General features: G+C 46.7%; 22 protein-coding genes, 1 tRNA gene, 1 pseudogene and 2 riboswitches. Of the genes and pseudogenes, 15 read left to right on the top strand and 9 right to left on the bottom strand.

Translation table 11 applies throughout. The features are described from left to right. Positions 1-292 precede the first annotated feature (292 nt). Together AC3QL0_RS08020 and AC3QL0_RS08015 are read right to left on the bottom strand one after the other, a co-directional pair. Positions 293-1,588, bottom strand: a complete 1,296-nt coding sequence (locus AC3QL0_RS08020) for an LLM class flavin-dependent oxidoreductase (RefSeq protein WP_493010868.1) — start codon at positions 1,586-1,588, stop codon at positions 293-295. After that, a complete protein-coding gene (locus tag AC3QL0_RS08015; RefSeq protein WP_493010867.1) occupies positions 1,588-2,367 on the bottom strand; it encodes a 3-oxoacyl-ACP reductase in 780 nt (259 codons plus the stop codon). Before AC3QL0_RS08015 ends, AC3QL0_RS08020 begins: the two co-directional genes overlap by 1 nt. A gap of 42 nt (positions 2,368-2,409) precedes the next feature. Further along, positions 2,410-2,508, bottom strand: a riboswitch (TPP riboswitch). Between the two features lie 80 nt (positions 2,509-2,588). Then, positions 2,589-2,693: riboswitch (TPP riboswitch) on the top strand. An 82-nt stretch (positions 2,694-2,775) separates the two neighbouring features. Here AC3QL0_RS08015 and AC3QL0_RS08010 point away from each other — a divergent pair. Next, entirely contained in the window at positions 2,776-4,233 is a 1,458-nt protein-coding gene (locus AC3QL0_RS08010) for a sodium:solute symporter family transporter (protein ID WP_493010958.1), read from the top strand. A gap of 123 nt (positions 4,234-4,356) precedes the next feature. Here AC3QL0_RS08010 and AC3QL0_RS08005 read toward each other — a convergent pair whose 3' ends face one another. From AC3QL0_RS08005 to AC3QL0_RS07995, 3 genes are all read right to left on the bottom strand, one after another. Continuing rightward, positions 4,357-5,196 (bottom strand): OmpA/MotB family protein, encoded by an 840-nt coding sequence (locus AC3QL0_RS08005; RefSeq protein WP_493010866.1) that lies wholly within the window; start codon positions 5,194-5,196, stop codon positions 4,357-4,359. A 36-nt stretch (positions 5,197-5,232) separates the two neighbouring features. Continuing rightward, on the bottom strand, positions 5,233-6,030 hold the full coding sequence (locus AC3QL0_RS08000) for a motility protein A (protein WP_493010865.1): 798 nt from the start codon (positions 6,028-6,030) through the stop codon (positions 5,233-5,235). Between the two features lie 127 nt (positions 6,031-6,157). Next, on the bottom strand, positions 6,158-6,532 hold the full coding sequence (locus tag AC3QL0_RS07995) for a hypothetical protein (RefSeq protein ID WP_493010864.1): 375 nt from the start codon (positions 6,530-6,532) through the stop codon (positions 6,158-6,160). A gap of 190 nt (positions 6,533-6,722) precedes the next feature. On the opposite strand from AC3QL0_RS07995, the gene pbpG reads away from it, so the two are divergent. From pbpG to AC3QL0_RS07975, 4 genes are all read left to right on the top strand, one after another. After that, the gene (gene pbpG / locus AC3QL0_RS07990) at positions 6,723-7,703 is read left to right on the top strand and encodes a D-alanyl-D-alanine endopeptidase (RefSeq protein WP_493010863.1); all 981 of its coding nucleotides are present in this window, start codon (positions 6,723-6,725) and stop codon (positions 7,701-7,703) included. Positions 7,704-7,767: 64 nt separating this feature from the next. Then, positions 7,768-8,211 (top strand): carboxypeptidase-like regulatory domain-containing protein, encoded by a 444-nt coding sequence (locus AC3QL0_RS07985; protein WP_493010862.1) that lies wholly within the window; start codon positions 7,768-7,770, stop codon positions 8,209-8,211. A gap of 37 nt (positions 8,212-8,248) precedes the next feature. Continuing rightward, on the top strand, positions 8,249-8,710 hold the full coding sequence (locus AC3QL0_RS07980; protein WP_493010861.1) for a GatB/YqeY domain-containing protein: 462 nt from the start codon (positions 8,249-8,251) through the stop codon (positions 8,708-8,710). Continuing rightward, positions 8,707-9,138, top strand: coding sequence for a PaaI family thioesterase (locus AC3QL0_RS07975; protein WP_493010860.1), 432 nt, complete (start codon positions 8,707-8,709; stop codon positions 9,136-9,138). The genes AC3QL0_RS07980 and AC3QL0_RS07975 overlap by 4 nt, the downstream gene beginning before the upstream one ends. Before the next feature lie 43 nt (positions 9,139-9,181). Here the strand turns inward: AC3QL0_RS07975 and AC3QL0_RS07970 are convergent, their stop codons facing one another. Beyond that, positions 9,182-10,237, bottom strand: coding sequence for an alkene reductase (locus AC3QL0_RS07970; protein WP_493010859.1), 1,056 nt, complete (start codon positions 10,235-10,237; stop codon positions 9,182-9,184). Between the two features lie 148 nt (positions 10,238-10,385). Between AC3QL0_RS07970 and AC3QL0_RS07965 the strand changes: the two genes are divergently transcribed. The 3 genes from AC3QL0_RS07965 to AC3QL0_RS07955 all read left to right on the top strand — a co-directional run bounded on the left by AC3QL0_RS07965 (position 10,386) and on the right by AC3QL0_RS07955 (position 13,170). Next, entirely contained in the window at positions 10,386-11,036 is a 651-nt protein-coding gene (locus AC3QL0_RS07965; protein ID WP_135863139.1) for a potassium channel family protein, read from the top strand. Continuing rightward, positions 11,036-12,400 carry a TrkH family potassium uptake protein gene (locus AC3QL0_RS07960; protein WP_493010858.1) on the top strand — a complete coding sequence of 455 codons (1,365 nt, stop codon included), beginning with the start codon at positions 11,036-11,038 and terminating at the stop codon, positions 12,398-12,400. Before AC3QL0_RS07965 ends, AC3QL0_RS07960 begins: the two co-directional genes overlap by 1 nt. 104 nt (positions 12,401-12,504) lie before the next feature. Further along, positions 12,505-13,170 carry a putative quorum-sensing-regulated virulence factor gene (locus AC3QL0_RS07955; RefSeq protein WP_493010857.1) on the top strand — a complete coding sequence of 222 codons (666 nt, stop codon included), beginning with the start codon at positions 12,505-12,507 and terminating at the stop codon, positions 13,168-13,170. 39 nt (positions 13,171-13,209) lie between these two features. On the opposite strand, the gene AC3QL0_RS07950 is transcribed toward AC3QL0_RS07955, so the two are convergent. Both AC3QL0_RS07950 and AC3QL0_RS07945 read right to left on the bottom strand, forming a co-directional pair. Further along, positions 13,210-13,410: a YodC family protein gene (locus AC3QL0_RS07950; RefSeq protein WP_493010856.1), complete on the bottom strand. Its 201-nt coding sequence runs from the start codon at positions 13,408-13,410 to the stop codon at positions 13,210-13,212. Continuing rightward, entirely contained in the window at positions 13,407-13,601 is a 195-nt protein-coding gene (locus tag AC3QL0_RS07945; protein WP_430219779.1) for a YqaE/Pmp3 family membrane protein, read from the bottom strand. Before AC3QL0_RS07945 ends, AC3QL0_RS07950 begins: the two co-directional genes overlap by 4 nt. 210 nt (positions 13,602-13,811) lie before the next feature. Between AC3QL0_RS07945 and AC3QL0_RS07940 the strand changes: the two genes are divergently transcribed. From AC3QL0_RS07940 to AC3QL0_RS07910, 7 genes and pseudogenes are all read left to right on the top strand, one after another. After that, complete coding sequence (locus tag AC3QL0_RS07940) at positions 13,812-14,054, top strand: hypothetical protein (RefSeq protein WP_135867088.1); 243 nt, start codon at positions 13,812-13,814, stop codon at positions 14,052-14,054. A 68-nt stretch (positions 14,055-14,122) separates the two neighbouring features. Next, a tRNA-Pro gene (locus AC3QL0_RS07935) sits at positions 14,123-14,199 on the top strand. 635 nt (positions 14,200-14,834) lie between these two features. After that, a complete protein-coding gene (locus AC3QL0_RS07930; protein ID WP_493010855.1) occupies positions 14,835-15,065 on the top strand; it encodes a transcriptional regulator in 231 nt (76 codons plus the stop codon). Between the two features lie 215 nt (positions 15,066-15,280). Beyond that, positions 15,281-22,759: a CHC2 zinc finger domain-containing protein gene (locus AC3QL0_RS07925; protein WP_493010854.1), complete on the top strand. Its 7,479-nt coding sequence runs from the start codon at positions 15,281-15,283 to the stop codon at positions 22,757-22,759. Positions 22,760-22,889: 130 nt separating this feature from the next. After that, positions 22,890-23,189, top strand: a pseudogene (locus AC3QL0_RS07920) (recombinase family protein); the annotation flags it as partial. Beyond that, positions 23,178-23,390 (top strand): helix-turn-helix domain-containing protein, encoded by a 213-nt coding sequence (locus AC3QL0_RS07915; protein ID WP_493010957.1) that lies wholly within the window; start codon positions 23,178-23,180, stop codon positions 23,388-23,390. The pseudogene AC3QL0_RS07920 and the gene AC3QL0_RS07915, both read left to right, overlap by 12 nt. Beyond that, positions 23,374-23,646 (top strand): FHA domain-containing protein, encoded by a 273-nt coding sequence (locus AC3QL0_RS07910; RefSeq protein WP_493010853.1) that lies wholly within the window; start codon positions 23,374-23,376, stop codon positions 23,644-23,646. The genes AC3QL0_RS07915 and AC3QL0_RS07910 overlap by 17 nt, the downstream gene beginning before the upstream one ends. Positions 23,647-24,031: 385 nt before the next feature. Here the strand turns inward: AC3QL0_RS07910 and AC3QL0_RS07905 are convergent, their stop codons facing one another. Beyond that, positions 24,032-24,346 carry a DUF5713 family protein gene (locus AC3QL0_RS07905; RefSeq protein WP_493010852.1) on the bottom strand — a complete coding sequence of 105 codons (315 nt, stop codon included), beginning with the start codon at positions 24,344-24,346 and terminating at the stop codon, positions 24,032-24,034. Positions 24,347-24,443 lie beyond the last annotated feature (97 nt).

The following is a 24,443-nucleotide window of genomic DNA, read 5'->3' as shown; positions in this document are numbered from 1 at the left end:
ACATAAATCGGTGGGTAAACACGCGCAAAGTGTCCCACGCGATAGGCGAAAATCATCAGTAGCAGCTTGCGCAAAAAGCCTAACTGAAACTTCGCGAGCAGAAATTATTGCCGCGTTTGGCAGGCAAATCAACGTTAACGAGGCACATGGAACTCGTATAACGCCATTTTCCAGACACGAATCATAGCGTTATATACTAAACTAACCACATGAAAACAATAAGAAAATAGATTCCATCATGTTTACAGACAGACCACCTCTAGGGGTTTTCCCCTAGAGATGACCAAACAGCTTATGCAGCAGGTCTATTTAGACATAAATGATCGCGTAAAGTGAAACCGCTGTAGTCTTTACGGAATAATCCTCGCTTCTGCAGAATCGGTACTACATGCTCGATGAAATCCTCAATACTGCTAGGCAACGCTGGCGGCATCAAGTTAAAGCCGTCCGCCCCTTCATTTAAGAACCATTGCTCCATTTGATCAGCAATCACATCCGGTGTACCTACCATGGTGCAGTGCCCGCCCCCAGCCGCTAAACGACCTAACAATTGTCGCACCGTGGGCTGCTCTTTCTCGATAATGCGCAGAATCGTGCCGTATCGCCCTTTAGGGCCTGTAAAGCTTTCTAGGGGTGGTAGATCAGGCACTGGAGCATCCAGCTCCCAGTCCATGCAGTCTTGCCCTACGAACATGCTTAATTGGCGTAATGACGCATCAGCAGGCAGCAATACATCCAACTCTCGCTGCTTGGCCAACACTTCCGCTTGGGTAGACGCAACGTACGTCACTAAACCCGGCATGATGGGCACATCCACAGTCCTACCCGCCGCTTTCACACGCTTTTTAATGTCACGGTAATAAGCTTGCGAGGCGGCTAAGTCGTACGCAACGGCATAGATAGCTTCTGCTTCCAGTGCCGCCAAATTACGCCCTTGTTCGGATGCCCCGGCTTGGAATAGCACTGGATGCCCTTGCGGGGATCGTGGCAACGTTAGCGGGCCATCGACTAAGAAATGATCGCCATGATGGTTAATCTGGTGCACTAGGCTTTCATCGGCATACACACCTGCTTTGTCTATTTTCAACGCAGCATCCGACCAAGAATCCCATAACCGTTTAGTAACTTCGATGAACTCTGCCGCTCGTGCATAACGCCATGCGTGGTCGGGCATAGATTCATGACCATGATTACGTGCCTCGGCATCGTACATAGAGGTCACCACGTTCCAACCTATGCGTCCATTGGAGATATGATCCAACGACGACAACATACGAGCTGCATGAAATGGTGTGTAAAAGGTGCTGGACACGGTCGTAATCAACCCGACGCGTTCCGTCGCAACCGCCAACGCCGACAAGGTGGTCAGCGGTTCTACGAACCAACGAGGGCCATCGGAAACGCTATCGGTATATTGTCCATCAGCAAAGAAAATCGCATCAAACTTACCGCGCTCAGCTAATTGTGCTAACGACTGGTAATAACCGATATCCCCTAACTGATCGACACTTGAATTAGGGTGACGCCAAGCTGCGCGATGGTGCCCGCAACCATAGATAAACAGATTTAAGTGCAATTGGCGCTTCATTAGTTCTTTACCATCCCGCCATCAACAATCAGATTCTGGCCACTTACCGCGCTAGACCACGGCGAGGCAAAGAACAAAGCTGTTTCAGCAAACTCACGTGGTGTGGTAACACGGCGTAAAGGAGTATTAGCCGCAATCAAATCGAACACCGCTTCAGGGGTAGCAGCCGATGCATCGGTAGTACGTAGCAAACCACCAGAGATCATGTTAACCGTAACGCCTTTAGGGCCTAAATCGTTTGCTAGCGTACGCGTTAAGGACAGCAACGCCGCTTTTGCTGCAGTGTAATCGTGGTACGGCACCACAGGGTTTTGGAACAAGTTAGTGCCAATATTCACCACACGACCAAAACGCAGTTTTTCCATGCCTGGCAAGCACGCTTGTACCGTATGTAAAGCACCAGCCACAATGCCTTCCAACTGTTGCTGCATATGCGCCCAGCTAATGGTGTCCGCATGAGGGCGAGCATCTCCATTAAATGAAAACTGAGGCAACGCGTTATTCACAATAGTGGTGACAGGCTGACCAAAATGCAGCGCAGCAGCCGCTACCATGGCTTTTACTTGCTTGGGATCACACACATCTGCTTGCCATGCCAACGCAGTATCGGGATACTCCTGCACCAAAGCTCGCGCTGCGTCTGCGCTTTGGAAGTAGTTCACCACAACCTTGGCACCCTGCTCCAAGAAGGCTCTAGACAACTCAGCGCCCAAACCGCGTGCACCGCCAGTTACCAGCACAACTTGTTGATTCAAGGGAAGAGAAACAACTGCAGACATGAAAAAGCCTCCACTACGGCGCGAGGAGGCTATAGGCTTTATCACTAAAGCTAGAGACATCCCTACGCCAGCATTATCTGGTTCAGGTTATACGGGTATGATCTCAGCATCGCTGTTAGCGAAGCACCCCGCGTCAAGACTAGAAAGATTAGCACACTCTAGTATTTACACAATACACCCCCGCATTATTTGACGGATAAAGCACCATCTACTAAGCTAGCTGCTGTTCCTAGGGGGGCCTTTTAGCGGGCTGAGATTCGGTTATGCCGTAACCCTTTGAACCTGATCCGGGTAATGCCGGCGAAGGGAAGGATAATCATCTCGCACTCTCTCTGTGCCCTCTCCTATTCGCTTGCCTGCCGGTCCCTCCAGATGTTGGAGTCACTGTTACAGGAAGCTGTTTTCGTGTTGTTACCCTCTACTGCCACCCTCTTGTGGCTTATCGCTTTTGCAGCAGTTTTTGCATTAGCCGGTGTGCTCTATGCGCGCCATGCCCGTGAAAGCTTGGAAGATTTCGTGGTCGCACGAAATAGCCAAAGCTCAACAGCCACCATTCTGACCTTACTAGCATCGTCCTTAGGCGCATGGATTTTATTTTCCCCCGCTCAGGCGGCAACCTGGGGCGGTTTGGCTGCAGTCACTGGCTATGCCATTGGTTCCATGTCACCGCGTTTAGCGATGATCCCACTAGGTCAACGTATGCGTGAGCTGATTCCTGAGGGCCATACACTCAGCGAGTTCGTACTGAGCCGCTATGGCAAGCCCATGTATGCACTGACCTTACTTATTATGTTGTTCTACATTTTCATTGCCCTGACAGCGGAGCTCACTGCTATGGCAAAGCTAGTACAACTCATCGCCCCCATACCGCTGTGGGTCACAGCAGGGATCGTACTGATCTCTACGCTGATCTACACCTCATACGGCGGCTTACGTGCCAGCATTTTCACTGACAAGGTGCAAATGCTGATCATTGTTCCAGCGTTAGTCATTTTGGTGGCCTTTGGCTGGCAAGCTATTGGCGGCATCACGCCTACCGTCAATGCATTGCAACAAAGCGCCCCACAATTACTGTCATTCACTGACCCAATGGGGGTTAAAGCAGGTTTAACCTTTTTTGTGGCTATTTTACTGACGGGACTCTTCCATCAAGGTAATTGGCAACGGGTTTATTCCGCTAAAGACACACGCTCCATGCGACGAGGTTTTCTTTTGGGTGGCTTATTGGTAGCTCCCTTTATTTTCGTCATGGGCTTATTTGGCTTGGCTTTCATGGCTTTCACACCCACTGGTGACAGCTCTGTAGCTTTATTCAATGTGATTACACCCGTGTTACCTACGTGGTTCGTTATTGTGCTTATTCCCTTAGGTTTATCCTTGGTAATGAGCAGTGCCGACACCGCAATTAGTGCCATCGCGAGCATCATTGCTGTAGATTTGCAACGGTTACGTCCTAACACGCAAGCTCAAACTTTGAGACAACTATCACGTTGGTTGGTCATCGTGTTGATGGTTCCGGTTTTTATTGCGTCAGCGCAAGGATATAGCGTTTTATACCTTTTCCTTTTAGCTGATCTGTTATGCTCTGCGGCTGCTTTTCCAGTGTTTTACGGGCTTTATAGTCGGAAAATATCGGGTAAGACAGCGACCATCAGTACGCTATGCGGATTGGTTGCTGGACTCGCCGTTTTTCCGGCTCCAGGCGCTGCCATGGACTACCTTTTAGAATCATTTTTGCTTGCTGCTATGGTCCCCGTTGGGGTAACGTGGCTTATACTAAAGTCTATAAGTAGCAACCATCAATTTGATCTAGACAGTTTAAAGTTTAAAATCAGAGGTATTGATCGCAGTGCGGATCTAACATAACCGATCTGCACCTGACCAGTTGTGGCAAGGTGGTTGCTCAAGAGCGCGAATGCGAATTTTAGTACACCACCTTTTTAGACGTAGGGCTTCTCCGCCCTACGTCTTTTTTTCACTCTGCAGCCTTTAGGGCTTAGCCGCCGGTATATCCATCACCAACTCCACCCGCCTATTGCTTGCACGCCCTGTAGCAGACGCGTTATCGGCTATAGGTCGTGTATCGGCATAGCCTACCGCACGCAAACGATCCTTCGCCACGCCATTGGCCTCAAAATAACGTACAACACTACCGGCACGTGCCCCTGATAGCTCCCAGTTAGACGGATAGCGAGGGCTGCGCATAGGAATAGAGTCCGTATGCCCTTCTACAGCAATAGGATAAACATTCTGGTTTAGCACGTGACTCAGCTTACGTAGCACGCCCATACCCGCCAAACTTAAATCTGCCTGACCCGATGGGAATAGAATTTCGCTGTTGATCCTAAAGCTCACAGACTGGTCATTCAACAGCACATCAATGTCGTCCCCTAGGCCATCCAAACCCAGATCAGCCAAACTACGCCCCGGCTTACCGGAATGTTCGCCATCTGCTGCTAATAAACTACCGCTTCCTGCTGCACCAGTATCACCCTCACCCGCTGCACCGCCGCCTGCAGCCGTTCCATGCGCCTGCACCGAGGCATTGCCCCCCGCCCCGGATCCTTTGCCGTCAGAACCGCTGGAATTGCCGGCAAACGCCAACATCACCAGCATCAGCACTAGCAGCAAGGTCATCATGTCTAAATAGGTCACAAACCATGCATCCTCATCTTCTTTGATGGGGTTAGCAGTTTCATTCAACCACTCTTTAGTACTGCGTGGGCCTTTATGACGGCCTTGCAGGCGTCTGGCCTGTTGCAGCTCGGCTTCTAGCGCCTTAGCACGCGCCGCCAGTTGATTAACGCCCATCGAATCACTTTGACTCATGTATACGCTCCTGACTATTCGTTATGCGCTTCATGGTTACTCCGCGTACTCATGGCGTATATCTGAATCGTTAATTTCATCTTGGTATTGCGCCATAAATGAATTCAGCGTTTCGCGCATCACAGCAGGGCCTCGTTTCTGGCTCATCAACGAAATACCTTGCAGCACCATGTTCATCAGCACCACGCGTTGCTCGGTACGGCGCTCTAGCTTCACCGCCACAGGCTTAAATAGCAGGTTGGCAAACAACACACCATAAAACGTGGTCATCAAGGCCAATGCCATTTGCTGACCAATGGCAGTCATATCCCCATCGCCTAGTAAGAACATCAAGTTCACTAAGCCGATTAAGGTGCCCACCATGCCGAAGGCTGGCGCATAGCTTGCCATCACTCTAAATAGCTGTGCCTCGGCATGCTCACGCGCACGCATACGAGAAATACGCCACTGCAGTAACTCAATGATTTCCTCTTCAGGGGTCATATCAATGACCAACTGCACGCCTGTTTTGAGAAATGGGTTGGAGACGTTCTCTAAGGCATTTTCTACAGCGCGTATATCACCCGCAATCCAAAGACGAGAAATATTCACCAGCTCATCAATATCGTGTTGGGTGTAGAGCTTTTCGTTACGCAAAACGGTGCCAATCAACCCAAAAATTCGTACCACTTCACTCAATGGATAGCTAATAAAGGTTGCGGCCAACGTACCTATCATCACAATGCCCAAGCTGGGCCAATCCAGAAATAGTGATGCATCTTCTGCCGAAAAGAACAACACAACGGCCAGCAACAACACGCTGGCCACAATTCCTATCAGTGTGGAGGGATTCATAATACTCACCAAAGCAGCCCAAACAGAATGTTCAGACAACAAGACAACCCTCTGGTATCGGCATTTGTTACGTTTAGTTTAGGTTTGCCGTCTGATTTGTATCAATGAACCCTACAAAAACAACGAGTTACTGCGTCCACACCCCAAGGTTACTTTGGATGAATAACGGGCGTGGGCTGTTGCCCCAACTTTGTACGTTGTGCTTTAAGACAAAACCCACAGCGGCATCCAACCCTTCAAATGCAGTGCTTTGTCTGCCTACGGTGCCTACCTGTATACATGGGCTACCACTGGCGTGGCATAACTCGCTGTACACCGTGGCACTCCCCACATATGACAAATCTATATAAATCTTGGCGATTTGACCGGCCTCGTTGTCATTTGCAACGGGGTATGCCATCACAGAATCCAATCGTTCTATGCCAGGGCTTACGGCTGAATACGCACGCGTATCTTTTGCCCAGCTGATTGCAGGCTGAACAAGCAGCGCTAAAACACTCATCGTCAGAACTTTTCTTACTACAGTATTTTTTATAGCAAAACCACTGTATGAAAAATCAGCTTTTTTCATTATATAAAACACCTTGTTACGCTACTTGAAGTTTTTTTCAAGTTTAGCTCGTAAGCCCCTAATTTAAATCAAAAAACTCTGCTATTATTGCTGCACCATACGCTCTACGCACAGACTGGCCATGACACTAAAAACATCTGCCCGCTTTCTCACCAAATTTCCAGCCTCTCTGGTTACATGCATTGGGTTAAGCCTAAGCTCTGTTGCGGTCTTGGCAGAAACAGCCATTAACCCAGCGAACAGCCTGGTTTACAACCAGCCCTACCTGAGTTTTCAGCAAAATTTACGCCCAGTAGGGATGGCCCCTGCTGAGCGCCCAACTATTTTACCCTTGAGCCAAAGCAAATCAGCAGCATTGCATTCTGAAATTGCACTGGTACAAGACCTAGAAAGCTCTACGATTCTGTACGAGAAAAACAGCGAAGAAATTCGCCCTATCGCTTCCATTACCAAACTCATGACTGCATTGATCGTGGCGGAGTCTGGCCAAGATATGGAAGAAATGCTGGAAATTTCTCGCGAAGACGTAGATACCCTCAAGAACTCAAGCTCTCGCTTGGCTATTGGTAGCAAACTGAGTCGCACTGATATGCTGCACTTGGCTCTCATGTCATCCGAGAACCGTGCTGCTAACTCCTTAGGCCGTCATTACCCCGGTGGTTTGCCTGCATTTACGCGTGCAATGAACGACAAAGCTCGCGCCCTGGGTATGCGTCAAACACATTTTGTTGAGCCTACAGGCTTAAATAGCCAAAACGTATCTAGCCCACAAGATTTGGTTAAGCTGCTGCAAGCAACGTCCCAGCACCCTATTATTCATCGCTACACCACTAGCGAGCACTACTCTGTGCAGCCTAGCCGTGGCCGCGAATTGCAGTTTAATAACACCAATAGATTGGTGCAAAACGAGAAATGGGACATCCAAATCTCTAAAACTGGTTTTATCAATGAAGCCGGCGAATGCTTGGTGATGCTCACCAAAATTGATGGCCGCGATGTAGCCATCGTCTTGTTGAATGCTCAGGGCCGCTACTCTCGTATTGGTGATGCTGTACGACTACGCAATCTAGTTGAAGGCAGCTCACAACTAGCGATGCTCTAAGATGACGCTACAATAGTCGCATCACAGGCAGATCCCCTGCCTGTACTCCTGTGTTATTGCGACCATGAAAAAATTCTCCCTGTTATTTGCTTGGTTCTTTTCTGCAGCACTGTCCAGCACAGCTATTCAGGCACAAGAAACACCTACAGCACTGCCTCCACCTCAATACCACGGCTCTATCGTGTATGTGACCGGCGGTATTGGTAGTGATGAAACAGCGGCATTTCGACGCGTGCGCTCCAAGTACTCGTTAAGCTTGAATTTTTCTGCCCACACTAACGATGGCCGTGCTGCCTTTGTCAGCGATGTACAAGTCGTAGTACGTGATCAAAATGACAGCAACACTGTGTTGAATATCACCAGTGATGGCCCATTCTGCCTGATCCAACTTCCTGCTGGCAGCTACACACTGCACAGTACTTATGAAGGCGTTACTCAAACCCGCAAGATCACGATTCAAGAAAACAAAAACACTGCACTTGATCTAAACTGGCCGGCAAAATCCTAACGCCATTCCGATTTCACACCTCTATAGCAAAACTATCATGAGCCAAACGCTTAAAACACGAATCAACGATGACATCAAATCCGCTATGCGCGCCCGCGAACAAGTGCGCCTAAGCACCCTGCGCTTTTTGCAGGCCGCGATCAAAAGTCGTGAAATTGATAGTCAAAGCGAATTGAATGACAGCGAAGTTCAGAGCATTATCGAAAAGCAAGTGAAACAACGCCGCGAATCCATCGTGGCGTTTGAACAAGCTGGCCGCACTGAGCACGCCGAGAAAGAGCAAGCTGAGCTGCTGATTCTGCAAGAATACCTGCCAGCCCAAGCAGACGAGCAAGAAATCCAAGCTGTTATCAAAGCCGTATTGGACGAAGCGACTGCCAAAGGTATTCAAGGCCCCGCACTGATGGGGGCTGTAATGACGGGCGTACGCACTAAACTAGCTGGTCGTGCAGACATGGCTGCCGTTGCCACACAGGTAAAACAGTCATTGCAAGCATGACCCAAGTAGCAGTTGCTCCACTAACAGGTGAGCACTTTGGCTTGCACATTCCATTTATGGAAGCCATTGGCTTGCTCTCGCTGACCTCTGACCACCAAAGCGCCGTCACTAGACTGCCTTGGCGTGAAGACAATACCAATAGCCGTGGCGACGTACACGGTGGTGCGTTAATGAGTGCGTTGGACTACACCTTAAGCGCTGCCGCTCGTGCGCATATTCCTGAATCAGGCATGGCAACCATCGAAATGTCTACGCAGTTTCTGAACCCAGCCAGAGGCGACATAGATTTCACTGCCACCTGCTTGCAGATTATTGATGAGATTGCGTATTGCACCGCAGAAGCACGTGATACCAAACAGCGTTTGGTCGCCACTGCCTCTGCCAGCTTCAAAGTAGTACGTAAGCGAGATCGTAACACCCGCGTCTAAAACGCAGCAGCAGCCCTGAGAAATCAGGGCTGCTGTGTCACTGCTACTGCTCCAAACTGGAGTAGTCGGTATAGCCTCTGGGGCCATCCGAATAAAATGAACTGCTGTCTGCCTCAGACAGGCTAGCACGCTGTCTAAAACGCTCAACCAAATCGGGGTTAGCGATAAACAGGCGACCAAAAGCAACCGCATCAGCACGCCCAGAACTCACCGTACGTTCAGCACGTTCTAAATCATAGCTTTCATTCACGATCAGCAGACCGCTGTACGCTTGGCGCACCACAGCCGTGATGTCTTGGCTGCCATTCGCTTCACGACAACACACAAACGCTACTTTACGACGCTCTAATTCTGCAGCCACATGCGTATACAAACTCGCTGGTGCAGAGTCGTGCATAGAATGCACTGTACCGCGCGGCGATAAGTGCACACCCACTCTACCGTGCCCCCATACTTCGGCACACGCGTCTATGACCTCAAAAAGAAAACGACTACGGTTTGCGATGCTGCCGCCGTAGTCGTCTTGTCTGTGATTACTGCTATCGTTAAGGAATTGGTCAATCAGATAACCATTTGCCGCATGGATTTCTACACCATCAAAACCTGCCACCATGGCATTTTGCGCTGCATTTTTGAAATCCTTAACGATACCAGCAATTTCTTCTACGCTTAGAGCTCGAGGTACTACATATTCACGAGGTGGGCGCAGCAAGCTGACGTTACCTTGGCACGCTATAGCACTAGGTGCCACCGGCATTTGCCCGTTTAGTAGTTCAGGGTCAGAGACACGCCCCACATGCCATAGCTGCAAGAAGATCTTGCCCTCGCGCGCATGCACTGCTTGCACAATGTTTTTCCACGCTTCTACTTGAGCGGAGCTCCAGATGCCTGGCGTGCGCAAATAGCCCACGCCTTGAGGTGACACAGAAGTAGCTTCTGAAATAATCAAACCCGCACTGGATCGTTGGCAATAATAATTGCGCATTAGATCGCTAGGTACGCGAGCATCGGTAGCACGCGTACGCGTCATGGGAGCCATAACGATGCGATTTGACATCGTTAGATCCCCTGCTTTACAAGCATCAAACAAACTTACCATTACAACACTGCCACCCACAGAGTAAAAATATCAGCTGCAGACATGATATCCGTAGTTTCCCGTATAAGGTTTTTTTACCAGAAATTGGAGTAGACTACCAATCTCTTATTCTAAATCTTTTCTAGAACCGCAACATTCAGGACAAAAAATGGCACAGTTCGCCGTCATCGGCCTGGGACGTTTTGGCTCCGCCGCATCACTGGAGCTAACAAAAATGGGGCACGCCGTCCTTGGCGTAGATAATGACCCCAAATTGGTAGAGCGCTACGCCGACGACATTTCCCGCGCCGTTATCGTAGATGTAACCGACAAAGCAGCGCTGGAAGAGTTGGGCTTAGAAAACTACGATGCCGTGCTCATTGCTATTGGCGATGACGTGCAAGCCTGTCTGGTGTGCGTGGTGCACTTAAAGTCCATGGGGCTGCAAAACATCTGGGTGAAAGCCGTTTCTCATGCCCAGCACCTTATCCTGGGCAAGCTAGGTGTTCAACGCATTGTGCACCCAGAAGAAGAAATGGGTATACGCGTCGCACAAATGCTCAGCTACCCAATGGTAAACGATTATATCTCTCTAGGAAATGGAGAATTTATCGTTGAAATTATTGCCAGCGATAATTTGGAAGATGTGGCCATCAAATCCATTCTGCAAAACAAGCCGAATGTAGAGGTATTACTGATTAAACGACGTGGCCAAGTCACCATACGGCCAGAACACGAGTTTCTACTAGAAGCCAAAGACGTGATTGTATTGTTTGGCCCATTAACGGCCTTGCGTACGATTGCGCCTAAACTGATCTAATGAAAATACGTCCCTCTCGCGACCGGTTTCCCTTTCAGGTAGATCGTCGTACCACCCTGAATGCCAGTCCTCCAGCAGTACTGGCATTAGGTTTTTTATTGCTGATCTTACTTGGCTCTGTATTACTGTCTCTGCCAGTTTCCACCCAACGCCCTATAGGCTGGTTTGATGCCCTATTCATGGCAACATCAGCGGTAACAGTAAGCGGGCTCGCGGTAGTTGAGCCTGCCACCACCTTCACCACCACTGGTCAGGTGATTCTGACTATCTTGGTGCAGTTAGGCGGCTTAGGGATTATCACCTTTGCGGTACTTGCCGCACAAAGCATACAAAAACGTATCAGCCTCAATCAGCAAGCGTTAGCTTTAGAAGCCTTCAACCAAACCAACGTAGGGAAAATTCACCAAACTGCGTTGGCGGTAATAAAGATATCGGCTGCCATACAGATCGTCACTATTTTGATTCTAGGTCTATGGTGGACACGCCACGACCCGTGGAAAGAAGCTTTCTACCAAGCCTACTTTCACGTCAGCATGGCCTTTAACAATGCCGGTATCTCGCTCTACGATCAAAGCTTGCGCAGCATGGTGCCCGACACCTTCAGCATTCTGACCCTATCGTTGATGATTATTCTGGGCGGTTTAGGCTTCCCTGTACTACTGGATATACTGCAAAAACGTCGTTGGACCAAACTGCAGCTGTACACTCGTTTGATCCTGCTGGGCACCTTGACGCTGAACATCGTCGGTTTCTTGGCAATCTGGGCCTTTGAAGCTAATAACCCCGCCACCCTTGAACCCCTGCCTATAGGCGAACAAGCTACTGCGGCCTGGTTCCAAGCCATTGCCACACGAACCGCTGGTTTTAGCACCATGAGCGTCGTGGATATGCATGACAGCTCTACGATGCTGATGATGATGTATATGTTCATTGGTGGCGGTTCGCTTAGTACCGCCAGCGGTATTAAGTTAGGGACCTTTATCGTTTTAGTGGCAGCCGTATTTTCATACATACGTCACCGCGAAGAAGTGGTTATCGGTGGACGTACTATTTCACCTGCCATCACACAAAAAGCCTTAGCACTAGCCTTTATTACCAGCGTTTGGTTTGTATTTGGTGTGATGTTTGTCACCATTTTTGATGGTCATCAACCTTTCCGCAGCGTACTGTTTGAGGTCATGTCCGCCATTACCACTACCGGTATGGGTCACGGCATTACCCCCGAACTCACCAGACCTAGCCAAGCCATGCTGGCCGTGCTGATGTTTGTTGGTAGGTTAGGCCCTCTCACACTGGTCTATACCATTGCTAGACGTACACGTAGCCGCATCCGTTATCCAGAAACCCCCTTCCAAGTGGGTTAAGCACTGCCCTAGCAAAAGCACCTATAAGCAGTCTACAATTCCTGATCAGGCCGCCTCTTACGGGGGCGGTGCTTTTGAATGAATCACCACACAGGAAAAGGCTGATGAGCGCGCTATTATTTGATACAGAAACCACGGGCACTCGCGCCCCGCAAGTCATTGAAGCCGCCTGGCTCAAACTGGACACACCAGCTAACCTCACCATCTTGGAAGAATTTGAGCAGCGCTACAAACCCAGCGAAGCCATCACCTTGGGCGCACTCGCTGTGCACCATATCTACGATGAAGAGCTGGCCTCTTGCCCGCCCCACACCACATTCCAATTGCCTGCTGATACCCAATACATTATTGGGCACAACGTAGACTACGACTGGGAAGTCGCCGGCAAGCCTGACGTTAAACGTATCTGTACCTTGGCATTGAGCAAACAGCTGTTCCCACAGTTGGACAGCCATAGCCAATCCGCGCTGATCTATTACATAGACAGAGCCAACGCACGTGAGCGCTTAAAAAATGCACACTCTGCATTGGCCGATGTACGCAACTGCCTAGACCTGCTGCGCGCCTTGCTAAAAGCAATGCCTACCCCCGTAAACAGTTGGGAAGAACTCTGGCGCTACTCTGACCAAGCCCGCGTACCGACCATCATGCCTTTTGGTAAACATCGCGGTATGCCTATCGCCGACCTACCTCCCGACTACAAAGCATGGCTGCTGCGCCAAGACGGCTTAGACCCTTATGTCAAAATGGCTGTGCAAGCCAACTTCTAGACAAAAAAATAGCCAGCAAATTGCTGGCTATTTTTATTACTACTGAACGTCGCTAACTCGTACAACTGCTTGCGAGTGGATAAACGCAGAACGTAATTCTGTATCCGCCACAAACCACGAACACTCAACTCTACCGTGCGTCAGCCCAAGTTGAGTCACTGTCATGCGTGGGCCGCCACTTCTAAGCTGCACCACGTCACCAATATTCCATTTCACTTCTGTCATAACTTTTGTACTCACAACTTACGTCCAAACGCCTCAGCGATTTTCTTATCCGTATCATATTGGCTTAGCGCATATACCGCCCAAATAGCAGCCGGAACCCAGCCAATAATCGTGATCTGTAAAATCAGGCAAATAATGCCAGAAACAGGGCGCTTGATTGTAAAAAACACCAACCAAGGCAACAACAGCGCAATCACCAACCTCATAGCAATCCACCTCCTGTAATAGCTCAGCCGTTATTCTACTGTGCGAATCACTATCGCAATAGCTCTACGCTAACAACCTGTACAGAATTTTTATAAACCCCTACAGATTGTCCGTGAAATAAACGAATTTGTTGATGTGACACAAATCACCGCGTTATATAAGCCCCTACCATGAGGCTACATAACCTATTGTGCTATCGGGAGACAATTATGTATGAAAACAGGCCTAATCAAAGTATCTTGGATCAGTTGGTTGAATTGCCAGCAGTAGGAAAACTGTTTAAATCCAAATCCATCGCTGAAACCGAACAAGTCATCGCTCAAGCGCTATCAGAGCTTTACGGTGAAACCGTTAATGTGCGTATAGGCAGTTGTAACCTGCCCGCGTCTGACCGTTTTGCCGTCCTAATTAAAGATCTCACCATTGAGGCATCACACGAAAATCGCCTCTAGCAAACAGCGTATATCACTCCCTGATTAGTTGACAAAAGTCTGTTACATAGGCTATAGTTTAATTCTCTCGGGGCGTAGCGCAGCCTGGTAGCGCACTTGCATGGGGTGCAAGGGGTCGAAGGTTCAAATCCTTCCGTTCCGACCAAAGAATTCCCCAAGGTTGTACTGGTTCTTTAACGATTCAGAACACGCCTTTAAGGCAAAAAGCTATGGTAGCAATACCATGGCTTTTTCCGTTTTTGGCGACAGAAAATCAAATGCTTTGGTTAGCCTCCTCTACCCTAGAGATGACTAGCCAAAGCAGGATGCAAACACATCCCGCTTTAAGATATAGCGTACCTGTTAAGTGGCTATATCAACCTTGACTCAGCAAGAGATCCATTGCGTCAACAATGAAGCTCATAAAACACTGATCAAGCTACTGCTGTTTGTCGGGAATTACCCGCCATCCCCGCGATGGTTGTCTCACGACAATGGGCGCCCTCTAGGTGTCACATCGAAATGAGACAGCCCTTCGTAGGGTCGCCAGCCGCATCTTCTCTTAACGCATACTCTACATGCCTGAAGATTGACTGGTTTTTCATAGGATTTACTCCTGCCCCTATGTAATCGGGCAGCCGGCCTACTCTGCACAAATCAATAACTCTATGCATGAGCCGGTATTCATCGTCCAGGTTGTTAATGAGCATCCACTGGTGGTCAGTGTTCGATGCTATTATTCACTGTGAGTGAAAAATATGCAACTCCTACACTTATAACCAACAACTATAGTTGAACTCTATGAGCGATTTTCTACCTGTACGATTAGCGTGTGAGCTTGCTGGGGGGCTTGTTTATCTAGCCAAGCACCTCAACGTATCCCCTTCTATCGTTCACCGTTGGGCCACTGGCGCTCAGGAAGTCCCTATCATTCGGTGCGTGGAAATTGAGAAGATGACTAAAGGCGTTGTGACGCGCCAAATGCTACGACCTAACGATTGGGATCAGATTTGGCCAGAACTAATTGCTTAGCAGCCACTTATATCTATCTCCATAGTTCCCACTGCACAATTTCTACTCAATAAATGAACCCCTAGAATCATTGTGATTGCATAAGCACAAAAAACATTCATATAAGAAAAATTTCGAAATTGAAATGAATGTGTAGTTGTCTGTGTATTCTGAAAATCATTAACCTCATACACTAGCAAGTTAAAATATAAAAAATTAATTTTTAGGAAAGGTATATGCCTCGTATTGATTATGATCGTTTGCTTAAAAACGTTTCCATTGAAAACATAGCTGAACGACTGGGTATGGTCTTAAAAAAGACATCACCAACTCAAGCCAAGGCATTATGCCCATTTCACGATGACAAAACCCCATCTCTACTCATTGACTCAAGTAGAGATCATGGTCGGCAACATTATTATTGCTTTGCATGTGGTGCTCACGGTGACGTTATTGACCTTGTTAAAACAAAGCTTAACATTGGATTCATGGAGGCTGTGAAATGGCTTGATCCAAACTCTCCATCCCAACAACTACGGACACGCCACGCCAACAAATCAATAAGCAATCAGCCTTTATCCATAAACTCATCAGGACTTCAACTTGGCTTAAGCTTATATAAGGCTAATAAACAAAACTCCAAACTTGAAAACTGGATACATGAACGAGGCTTAGATTCAAGAATCTTATCCAAAGCAGAGTATCTTTATGCTACGCGTAACACTCTCTCTAGTTCCCTAGAGCTGGAAACGGATATATCTATCAGACGCGAGAATGCCGGAGAGCTAGAGGATGCATTCCTAATAAACAAGGTGATACCAGGCATCACCCCAAACATGCATCTTCCACTCCATTTCGATAGAGGAGCAATAAACCGATATACCGATTTTTTTATTGGTGATCGGATAATATTTCCAATCAGGAATCAAAAAAAAGAGCTACTTGGCCTTGCTGGGCGTGCCGTCCAGACGGCAAGTAGCTCTAAAGTACCAAAATATCAATTTACTCGCGGCTTTCCAAAGTCCTCTCTTCTTTACCGTGAAGACTATGCATTCGATTTTGTTAGACAACATGCAAAATCAGGCCATAAAAACATCTCTTTGTATTTATGCGAAGGTTTCCTTGATGCGCTAAGATTCGAGTCAATGGGCATGGCTGCCGTAGCAGTCATGGGCAGCAAGCTGAGTGAGCAACAACTTAGTCTTCTGCGCGCCTTAAATGACGAACTTCCAAACGATATTACTCTCACTGTAGTTGTGAGCTTTGATCGCGATGAGGCTGGTTTACGCGGTGCCGAAGATGCATGTTTAAAACTTATGCGAGAAGCTGTTGAGTGCTCATTTTTGTGGCCAACAGCTAAACAGCTTGAAACGGCTGGTTGTGAAGCCAACAAGCTTAAAGACCCAAACGATTATCTACAATGCATACCGCCTCAATCAGCCCCTAAGCTGATTGCCGATGCAAGTCTCCCACCTGAACTGGCAGTTCTAGCTAACGCATTTAGTATCTCCGCAGATGACATACTTACAAAAGAGGACTGGGAAGCAGCATCACGCTCTAGACGATTTAGAGCATTTAACCGTACTCTGAGTCAATTACGTAAGGCACTTGGTAACAACGCCACATCACAGCTCTACAGGCCTACACACCTCACCCCTGAGACACTGCAGAACCTTCCTGCATATTCAGAATGGATCTCCTTTACGCAAGACCCAAGGAGCCAAAAACGTCTAGCATACTCCGATGAGTTTCTGAGTAGCACTGTAGCGAAACTCAATCACTCTCGCATTCTTGCATATATGGGCTCAAGACGCGGTGAGCTACCTTGCGATGAACCGCGCTGGGAGCGATTAGACATTGCAGCTACAGCTTTTAACACCCTCATCTCTGAACGGTTATCAAGTAATCGCGAGACAGCTCCCATAGGCCCATATGATGCTGTTTGGGTTCCTAGGTCATTCGGCGGCGCTGAATACAGATTGAAAATCATGCCACGTGCGGAAGACCTAACCATCCAGCAATATTTATTAAATGAGATTCTTACGGAACGTTGGGATGACGAGACATTCGCACCAACTTCTTTTAGTCAGCATATACCTGCCGTTAGGTATTATCGAGAAAGCCACCGAACCATCACGACAGGTTTTGATGCAACAGGTGATGGTACATACGGCGAACTAACATCACGTACGCTGAGCTTCGCATATCAGATCGACATGGATGTCCTTGAGGGTCGACAACCTGCTACAGATCAAGGGATGTTTCGACCATACCACGAGTGCTGGCGTGATTTCATGACCTCTTTGACTAGGCAAGCTTCTGAAATTGGCTATGTCTACTGCATACGTCTAGATGTCAAACGATATTATGACAGGCTCCGTAAATATGTAGTTAGAGATCGTCTTTTGCCAAAGCTTCAGGCGGCAATATCCTCGGTCACAAATGACACTCCTGAGTTTGCAGAGCTTTTAGGCTTTGGAGATCAGCAGACTAGCGCTGCTATCAAAGCTTCAACAGTTTTAGATCGGCTAGACGAACACCTTTTTGGAGTGACATATGCAAGACCCGATACAGGTTACGCAGAGGAAACTGAAGCCCTAATAGGTATTCCTCAAGGACCTGTACTTTCAGCATGGATAGGCTCAATAGCACTTTTCCCCATTGATGAAACCGCTTCCCGCCTTATGGATCGCTTCAATGCTGAAAATACACGCATCGGATACGCTCGCTATGTTGACGATATTGTCCTCTTGGCAGATGATCCTGAGACACTGGCAAAAATAAGACAAGAAATTGATCAGTGTGCGAACAATCTTAAACTAAGCCTCTTAGCAAAAGCAGATGAGATTCCTGCTATGAGTTCAGACGAGTTCTTAGCTTATGTGAATAAAGGCCGATCCCTCTCTGCTTCTGGTCCTGCTTGGGAGCCACCTTTAATTGGCGATGGTGAACCTGGTTGGGAGTTTTGGTCCGTAGCACCGTCTACCGATCGACAATCAGCCCTGCACTTACTGCACAATGTAGAACTCTATAAAGCATCTCAAACCACGTTATTGAAGACTGTTAAAACTGCCTTTCAGGCACCAGACTTACGAGCTTCTGAACTTTCAAAGGCAGCGAGATTAATCTGGTACTCCCTAGCTGTAGAACATCAATCAAGCCCAGAACCAATTAATTTAGATGCTTTGTGGTCTCGTTATTTAAACATATGGAATGCTTGTATTCAGGGTGCTGCTTGGAGTTTGGATCCTGAAAAAAACGCATGGGAATCCCCGATCTTATTCGCATTAGAAGGGCTTGAACATCTTATTGACAAGGAAGATAGGGACGTAGCAGAACTTTCAGCAGAAGAAAACTCTGTTCGACGACAACGAACTGTATGGTTAGCCAGAAAAATTTTAGAAAAAGAAGACTATTCTGAGTTTTTAAAAAACACAACAGCTCCTGAGCATCAGCTAACAGTGCGATTCGCCTTGGTACATTGGAAAGCTTTACGCACCTTGGGCAAAAAAATTCCCCCGATATCTCACCTAAACGTCGAGCGCTCAAAACTCGTCCGAACTTGGCAGCCTTTCGAGTGGATGCATGAAATAATCTCTCTACTATCCGATTCAAATCCTACGGCAGAAGACCCCCTCACTCCATTTGTTGATCCAACCCTAGTTCATCAACGCTCAAAGCCCATGCATGGGATGTCGGCAAGCATACTCCAAGCCTTATTACCAAGTAACTCTGATCAGAGTGAATTCTCAACAGATGAGTACGACCAGGTACTTGCCATTGCGTTGCAAACGCTAGTAAGCATTGTTCCAAAGCACTTTTTGTCTACCTACTTAAGCCGACGACCACATCTCATATGGGGTAAATCTCTAGAGAATAACTCCAATCGAATAATGCTTCCGCCTCTTCCTGGGGGCTCCAGCCCACGACTTTACTCGTTTTTAGGCACTACGACCAATACCAGTGAATTTACAGAGGCGCATACTCTTGAGGCTATCGACTTTGTATCCAGCAACGAGTCAACTAATTCTCCAGAAATTCTTGGATCGAACGCGGGAGTCTCTCTCTCACAACTAAATCTAGAATGGAAAACCCATGCAGTTCATGGAAGCAATGGCGCACTATCTCGATACTCTGCGGAACTTACTAAAACTAACTACCTCTATTTTCGAGAACAACCGCCATTTACTAGCAATGAACTATCTCCCTCGCATCTCAAACAAACTGCTAAATTATTTCGCGCTATAGCCCAAATTGTCACCACTTACTCAAAGAATAACGAAGGTAAGGAGTTAGTTCCTACATGGCCTTACATTGCCACTGTCGAAAATAAGGAAACATATTACTTGGTTGGCGATGGCGTATCACGCGAAGACATAGCAAATCAAGCATTTGTTCGGGATGGTGGACGTGCGCTGAGAACAATTGAAGTACCTATATATGAGGCCCACCTATGGCGAGTTGGCGTAGCTATATCAGACTACCTAGGTCTACATGACGACATCACCAAATTTAGCACTCCGCAATGTGACGTTACTCTTGATGCAAATGCACTATCAAATCCCGTTCGTTACGTTTTACGAACTCAACTTCGTAAACTACGTGGTGCATATGCAAACTCACAGATTAGCAAGCGACAGGCAACCCACAGCCATTTACCAGCCGCAGTAGAACGTGCCCTCAATTTACTAGAGAGCTTTCCAGAGGAATCAGCTGAATCACCTTTAGCACCTCTTCTTCACGTGCTTGCTACAGAGGCCGAATCTGCAGGTATGTACTTGTCATTTCAAGAAATCTGGCAATCCACCGAAGCAGTGAAATTTCTGACAAGCCTTACCACTAGAGTTCTCTCTAGGCTACCTCTTGCCATTAGCAGCACGCTCCTATCGGCTGATAAAGTAGATCCGACTCTTCGGCGTGATCTAGCCGGACTTCTATGTTTTTCTAGAGCCCTATTTAAGGCCCCAGTAAGTATCGAGCTCGCAGGAGATCTTGCTTGGAAAGCCCTGCGCGCGGGAGTTATTAGCTCGGCAATACTCGTGGCTATTGATGGCGTAATAGCCTCTATGCGGAGCCATGGTGCTTTCGAGCGCTATCCAGAGTTAGATTTTCCTAGCGAATGGGAGATTTCGTCTCCATTAAATGCAACGAATAAGGAACATGCAAACGGTAAAGCTGAGCGACAGTCATTTACAGATAGCCTATTTCAACTAATACAACGACTTGGCCATCGTTTATCAAGAATTGATACTGCTGACGACCACATATCCGATGACTTATATTCGAAACTCAAAAATATCACTCAGACTCTGTATCAAATCGACTCCTATAGTACTGATGACACGAATACGCTTGACTGGCCCTTTGGCGTACTTAACAGTGAAAGCCTAGATCTACTAAGCATTGACCTATTAGAATCTGTCGTTGATTTAACCAAAACAATCGACAAAGAATTAAAATTCGAAGTCGTTCTAGTTATTGAAAAAGCATTTGGTTATAACGCCCAGACAGGAAGATTTACTGACTCTCGAAGTGGTGTACGAGATATGGCACCTTGGATGATCTCTCACTTTCCAAGAAATGCTAAACATATTGAAGAAATACCGATTAACGGCAGTTTTCATCGTGTTTGGTCTGAGGTTTTTGATAGAAAAAGTGGGGCATTATTATCAATTTCAGCGCTCGGTGAGCCATTTGCATCTATCTCTATAGCCAAACCAAACTTGGAAAAAAAACCAGAGGCTTACGAAGAAAATACTCTACCCACTCAAGGGGAAGTCAGCCCACTCCTAACGGCTCAAGACACAACATCTCAAAAACACGCTGAGAAGGCCACATCACCAAACTCATCACCCTCCTCAAATGACGAGCCCACTATACCAGGGCTTGAGTCAGGTGATTCATCGACAATACCTTTGCAAAGCACAATAAATGCCTTTCGAAAAAACCAGCATACAGAATGGTCCCTGCGTAAAGATAGCAAACTGAGTGGACACATTCGAGTAGCTTTATTACAAGCAGACTTTGATATTACGTATAAGCACCCGCTTGTCGAAGTATGCCCTACCAACTGGCCTTTCTGCGCAAGTAGAAAAGATATGCTGTCAGAGTTCCTAGCATCTCCTGAAGCAAACAATGACATCTATCGCAAAGTATTGAAATCGACGAATAACGTCAACAGCATGCACCTTTGGGGAGAGACAGACTGCGCCTTACAGACACTACCTAGCTGGTCGGAGCACAGAAGGCAAAGCATCCTGAAACGCGTTATCGACAGTTGTCAAGAGTTGGGAGTTGACCTACTAGTGCTGCCTGAATACTCAGTAAGGCGAGAGACAATTAGTTGGCTAAAAGAGTATCTTGCCCATAAAACTGTGTCCGTCTTAGCAGGCACTTATATAGATTTGCAAAATGATGCTTCATCAGTTGAGCACCTAACTGCTCCTCTTACCTTGATTTGGCCTATGCCAAAAAAAATATCACTGTCTTTTTCTGCATCACTAAAAAAGAGAGACTTAGGGCACGACTACCACCACGATGCATTAGCCCGAGGACTTGTTTTTGATTTTTCACGACATAAGAAATATCGCTCAATCGCTCTGAGCGAGTTTTTCAAGCCATCCAAAGCTCCTCTAGAACCTTTATTTAATCGATATCATTTAGCGAAAAAAATAGAGAACGAGTTTGGCCTTGAGCTTCCAACAGAGGTTCTGAATGACCTCTTAACAACTACTGAGTTGCCACTCCAATATTTGCTCGAATTAATTTGTTCAGAAATCTTTCTTTTATCTAGTCCTGCAAATTATGTCCAGATGTACAACGACATAGTTGCAATGAACCGTAGATTTGGGCAGATGACTGAAAAAAGAATAGTTATGGAAGATATTGAAAAGCTATCACAGCATCTTTCCATTACAGGAAATGGAGTTAATGTACGTCGCTCACTACTTGCTGTACCAGCGGCCACATCACGCTCAGCAGATTATTGGATTGCTGGACAATCTGTTTTCCTTGCCGCAGGCACCGCAACTGTTTTCTGTAATAGTATCGACGGAAAAAGCCTTGTCGGCGGCAGTTGCTTTATAGGAAGTGGTAGCTGGAAATCTGATGAAACTGAAACGGGATATATTTCAAAACTTACACCATATCATGGCTGGTCGAAAGGTATTTTCTACAATGATAAAAGTGATGCCCTAAGCAAACGTGACCAGGCTGTAGTTATTGTAGATATAGATCCCCATAACATGCTCGAAGGCAAACCTCGCGCACAAACTATGCCCTCGCCATTACAACTTGTGGCATACCTTCCTCTCATTGAATTAGCAGACTGGGGCACAACCGAGAAAAATCTACTGACTGCTTTAAAAGCTACCCACCTCCCCTCCCCTCCAAAAACTCGAGTGACAAAGCGCCCTCAAGATGTAAATAGCTTTTGGAATAAAGTCCTAGATATGCAAAATAGATTCGACACTTCCAAGATATCTGACTTATGGTCGATGTTTCCAGACAAGGAGGTGTTAATAGCACGCACAGCAGCGTACCATCAGAATGGAAATATACAACCTACAGCCCCCCCCGATACAAAAGGCTTTTTTTGCTCTCCAACTATGTATGATTGGATTGACGTCAACCTCACACTAGGCGATCAACAGAAACTACCAACGATTGCAGTTCCAGCCTGGAGGCCCCAGAAAAGTGATACCAAAACCTCATAAAATACCTTTGGTGTCTAAAAAACGTTAGTTTATGAGACAACTTTTTCAGCCCCTTTTTAGGGGCTATTTTTTCATCTATTAATGTCGCAAACTCGTCTATAAATCAACGTCTAAAAAAGGGTGTACAACAATGGCGACAACAAGGTGTATAGGCTATGCACGAGTTTCGACCACTGAGCAAAACCTCGACCTACAGTTAGACGCATTATCCCAAGCTAACTGTGATCTCATTTATGAAGAAAAGGCCAGCTCCGTCAAAGTAAGACCAGAACTTGAACACTGTCTGAAAGCCTTACGCACTGGCGATGTTCTAGTTGTTTGGTGATTGGACCGACTGGCTCGCAGCGTATCGAGCTTAATTGCCATTGTGGCCGAGTTTGAGCGCAACCTAATCCGTGAACGTACACAGTCCGGTCTTATCGCCGCACGAGCTCGTGGCCGTAAGGGTGGAAGACCACCAAAACTGAACGACAAGAAAATACACGAAATCCAACGGCTCATGACAGATCCATCTATACCTGTCACACAGATAGCCAAGACATATGGAGTATCACGCGCCACTGTCTACAAAATAGCACCACCACGTCCACCACTAATTCTTCAAGAGGCAACACATGAGTACAAAAACTGAACCTAGCTTTTACAGCAGAAAGCATGCTGACATACACCAGTTAGTCGAGTTTATTAATGATGGCGACGCAGAATCAAAAGTAGAGTTACAGGATAGACTCCAAGCAGAAGCCAAGCAGTTACTACATTTATATAACTTGGCCTATGGAGATACAGTCACAGCTCAAACTAGACTCGCAGCAGATTTAGTGGCCACAACTAGGACAGAACAGCCAGTAGATGAAGGCCCAGTGTTTTTGGATAACGACGACCCCTAAAGCATAGAAATTCCCTCATTTATTACCTACCGATAACAGAAACCACATCGTTGAAGTAGGCAAGGGAATAAGGGTGTTCTATTGCAGCATCGCTAGAGTAGCGTTTCCTCATCAACTTACTTCACCTCAAGCCCACCACCGTGGGCTGTCTTGCTATCCGTCATTGTGTCACATCGTTCTCGCTTTCAAAGGCTACGCACGTTGTGCTGGTGGCCAATGGCCATCTTTGACCCTTGATAGCTGCGCTGCGACGTGCCCCCAAAGAACGGGCAATACCGCCCTAACCATCTTTGGAGAGAGCTTTTGGTTAAAATTATGAATACTCAACAAGTCCGAGATAGATATAATTTTTAAATTGTTAATTTTAACAACAAGGACTCCGATCTCACCAATTCCGATTCCTCATTGCCTCTTCTAACTCAATATCAATCTTAAAATTTTGCAATATTTGTTCAACTGTTTTCGCAATATCATCTCTTGCCATTGTTTCTATCTCACTACCATTTTCTTCAAACTCTCCAGCTAACCCATTAATTTCATTCATTGCCTCATCAAAAATAGACTGTACAACTTCTTTATTATTACTATTTTTTTCTAGTAATAGAAAAATATTTTCCAAAACAACCTTGACCTTATCGACAAGAAAATCAGGAAAATACTGATCTTCATACATATCTGTTAAATAAAATATCTCACTCATAGAACTACCTTTTTAATTAAATACAATAAACAAAAAAATCATTAACTATCACAACTTTCAAAATAAAATCATATATTTATATTTTATTACTCTTTAT

It is taken from the genome of Paenalcaligenes sp. GW821-LYS-B07-1 (assembly GCF_058803365.1).
The sequence above is the reverse complement of the archived record's forward strand: the minus strand, read 5'-3'. Positions and strand labels throughout refer to the sequence as shown.

Excerpts from the sequence above, each read along its gene's own strand:
- AC3QL0_RS08020 (WP_493010868.1), bottom strand. The coding sequence starts at position 1,588 with ATGAAGCGCCAATTGCACTTAAATCTGTTTATCTATGGTTGCGGGCAC.
- AC3QL0_RS08015 (WP_493010867.1), bottom strand. The coding sequence starts at position 2,367 with ATGTCTGCAGTTGTTTCTCTTCCCTTGAATCAACAAGTTGTGCTGGTA.
- AC3QL0_RS08005 (WP_493010866.1), bottom strand. The coding sequence starts at position 5,196 with ATGAGTCAAAGTGATTCGATGGGCGTTAATCAACTGGCGGCGCGTGCT.
- AC3QL0_RS08000 (WP_493010865.1), bottom strand. The coding sequence starts at position 6,030 with ATGAATCCCTCCACACTGATAGGAATTGTGGCCAGCGTGTTGTTGCTG.
- AC3QL0_RS07995 (WP_493010864.1), bottom strand. The coding sequence starts at position 6,532 with ATGAGTGTTTTAGCGCTGCTTGTTCAGCCTGCAATCAGCTGGGCAAAA.
- pbpG (WP_493010863.1), top strand. The coding sequence starts at position 6,723 with ATGACACTAAAAACATCTGCCCGCTTTCTCACCAAATTTCCAGCCTCT.
- AC3QL0_RS07985 (WP_493010862.1), top strand. The coding sequence starts at position 7,768 with ATGAAAAAATTCTCCCTGTTATTTGCTTGGTTCTTTTCTGCAGCACTG.
- AC3QL0_RS07980 (WP_493010861.1), top strand. The coding sequence starts at position 8,249 with ATGAGCCAAACGCTTAAAACACGAATCAACGATGACATCAAATCCGCT.
- AC3QL0_RS07975 (WP_493010860.1), top strand. The coding sequence starts at position 8,707 with ATGACCCAAGTAGCAGTTGCTCCACTAACAGGTGAGCACTTTGGCTTG.
- AC3QL0_RS07970 (WP_493010859.1), bottom strand. The coding sequence starts at position 10,237 with ATGGTAAGTTTGTTTGATGCTTGTAAAGCAGGGGATCTAACGATGTCA.
- AC3QL0_RS07965 (WP_135863139.1), top strand. The coding sequence starts at position 10,386 with ATGGCACAGTTCGCCGTCATCGGCCTGGGACGTTTTGGCTCCGCCGCA.
- AC3QL0_RS07960 (WP_493010858.1), top strand. The coding sequence starts at position 11,036 with ATGAAAATACGTCCCTCTCGCGACCGGTTTCCCTTTCAGGTAGATCGT.
- AC3QL0_RS07955 (WP_493010857.1), top strand. The coding sequence starts at position 12,505 with ATGAGCGCGCTATTATTTGATACAGAAACCACGGGCACTCGCGCCCCG.
- AC3QL0_RS07945 (WP_430219779.1), bottom strand. The coding sequence starts at position 13,601 with ATGAGGTTGGTGATTGCGCTGTTGTTGCCTTGGTTGGTGTTTTTTACA.
- AC3QL0_RS07940 (WP_135867088.1), top strand. The coding sequence starts at position 13,812 with ATGTATGAAAACAGGCCTAATCAAAGTATCTTGGATCAGTTGGTTGAA.
- AC3QL0_RS07930 (WP_493010855.1), top strand. The coding sequence starts at position 14,835 with ATGAGCGATTTTCTACCTGTACGATTAGCGTGTGAGCTTGCTGGGGGG.
- AC3QL0_RS07925 (WP_493010854.1), top strand. The coding sequence starts at position 15,281 with ATGCCTCGTATTGATTATGATCGTTTGCTTAAAAACGTTTCCATTGAA.
- AC3QL0_RS07910 (WP_493010853.1), top strand. The coding sequence starts at position 23,374 with ATGAGTACAAAAACTGAACCTAGCTTTTACAGCAGAAAGCATGCTGAC.
- AC3QL0_RS07905 (WP_493010852.1), bottom strand. The coding sequence starts at position 24,346 with ATGAGTGAGATATTTTATTTAACAGATATGTATGAAGATCAGTATTTT.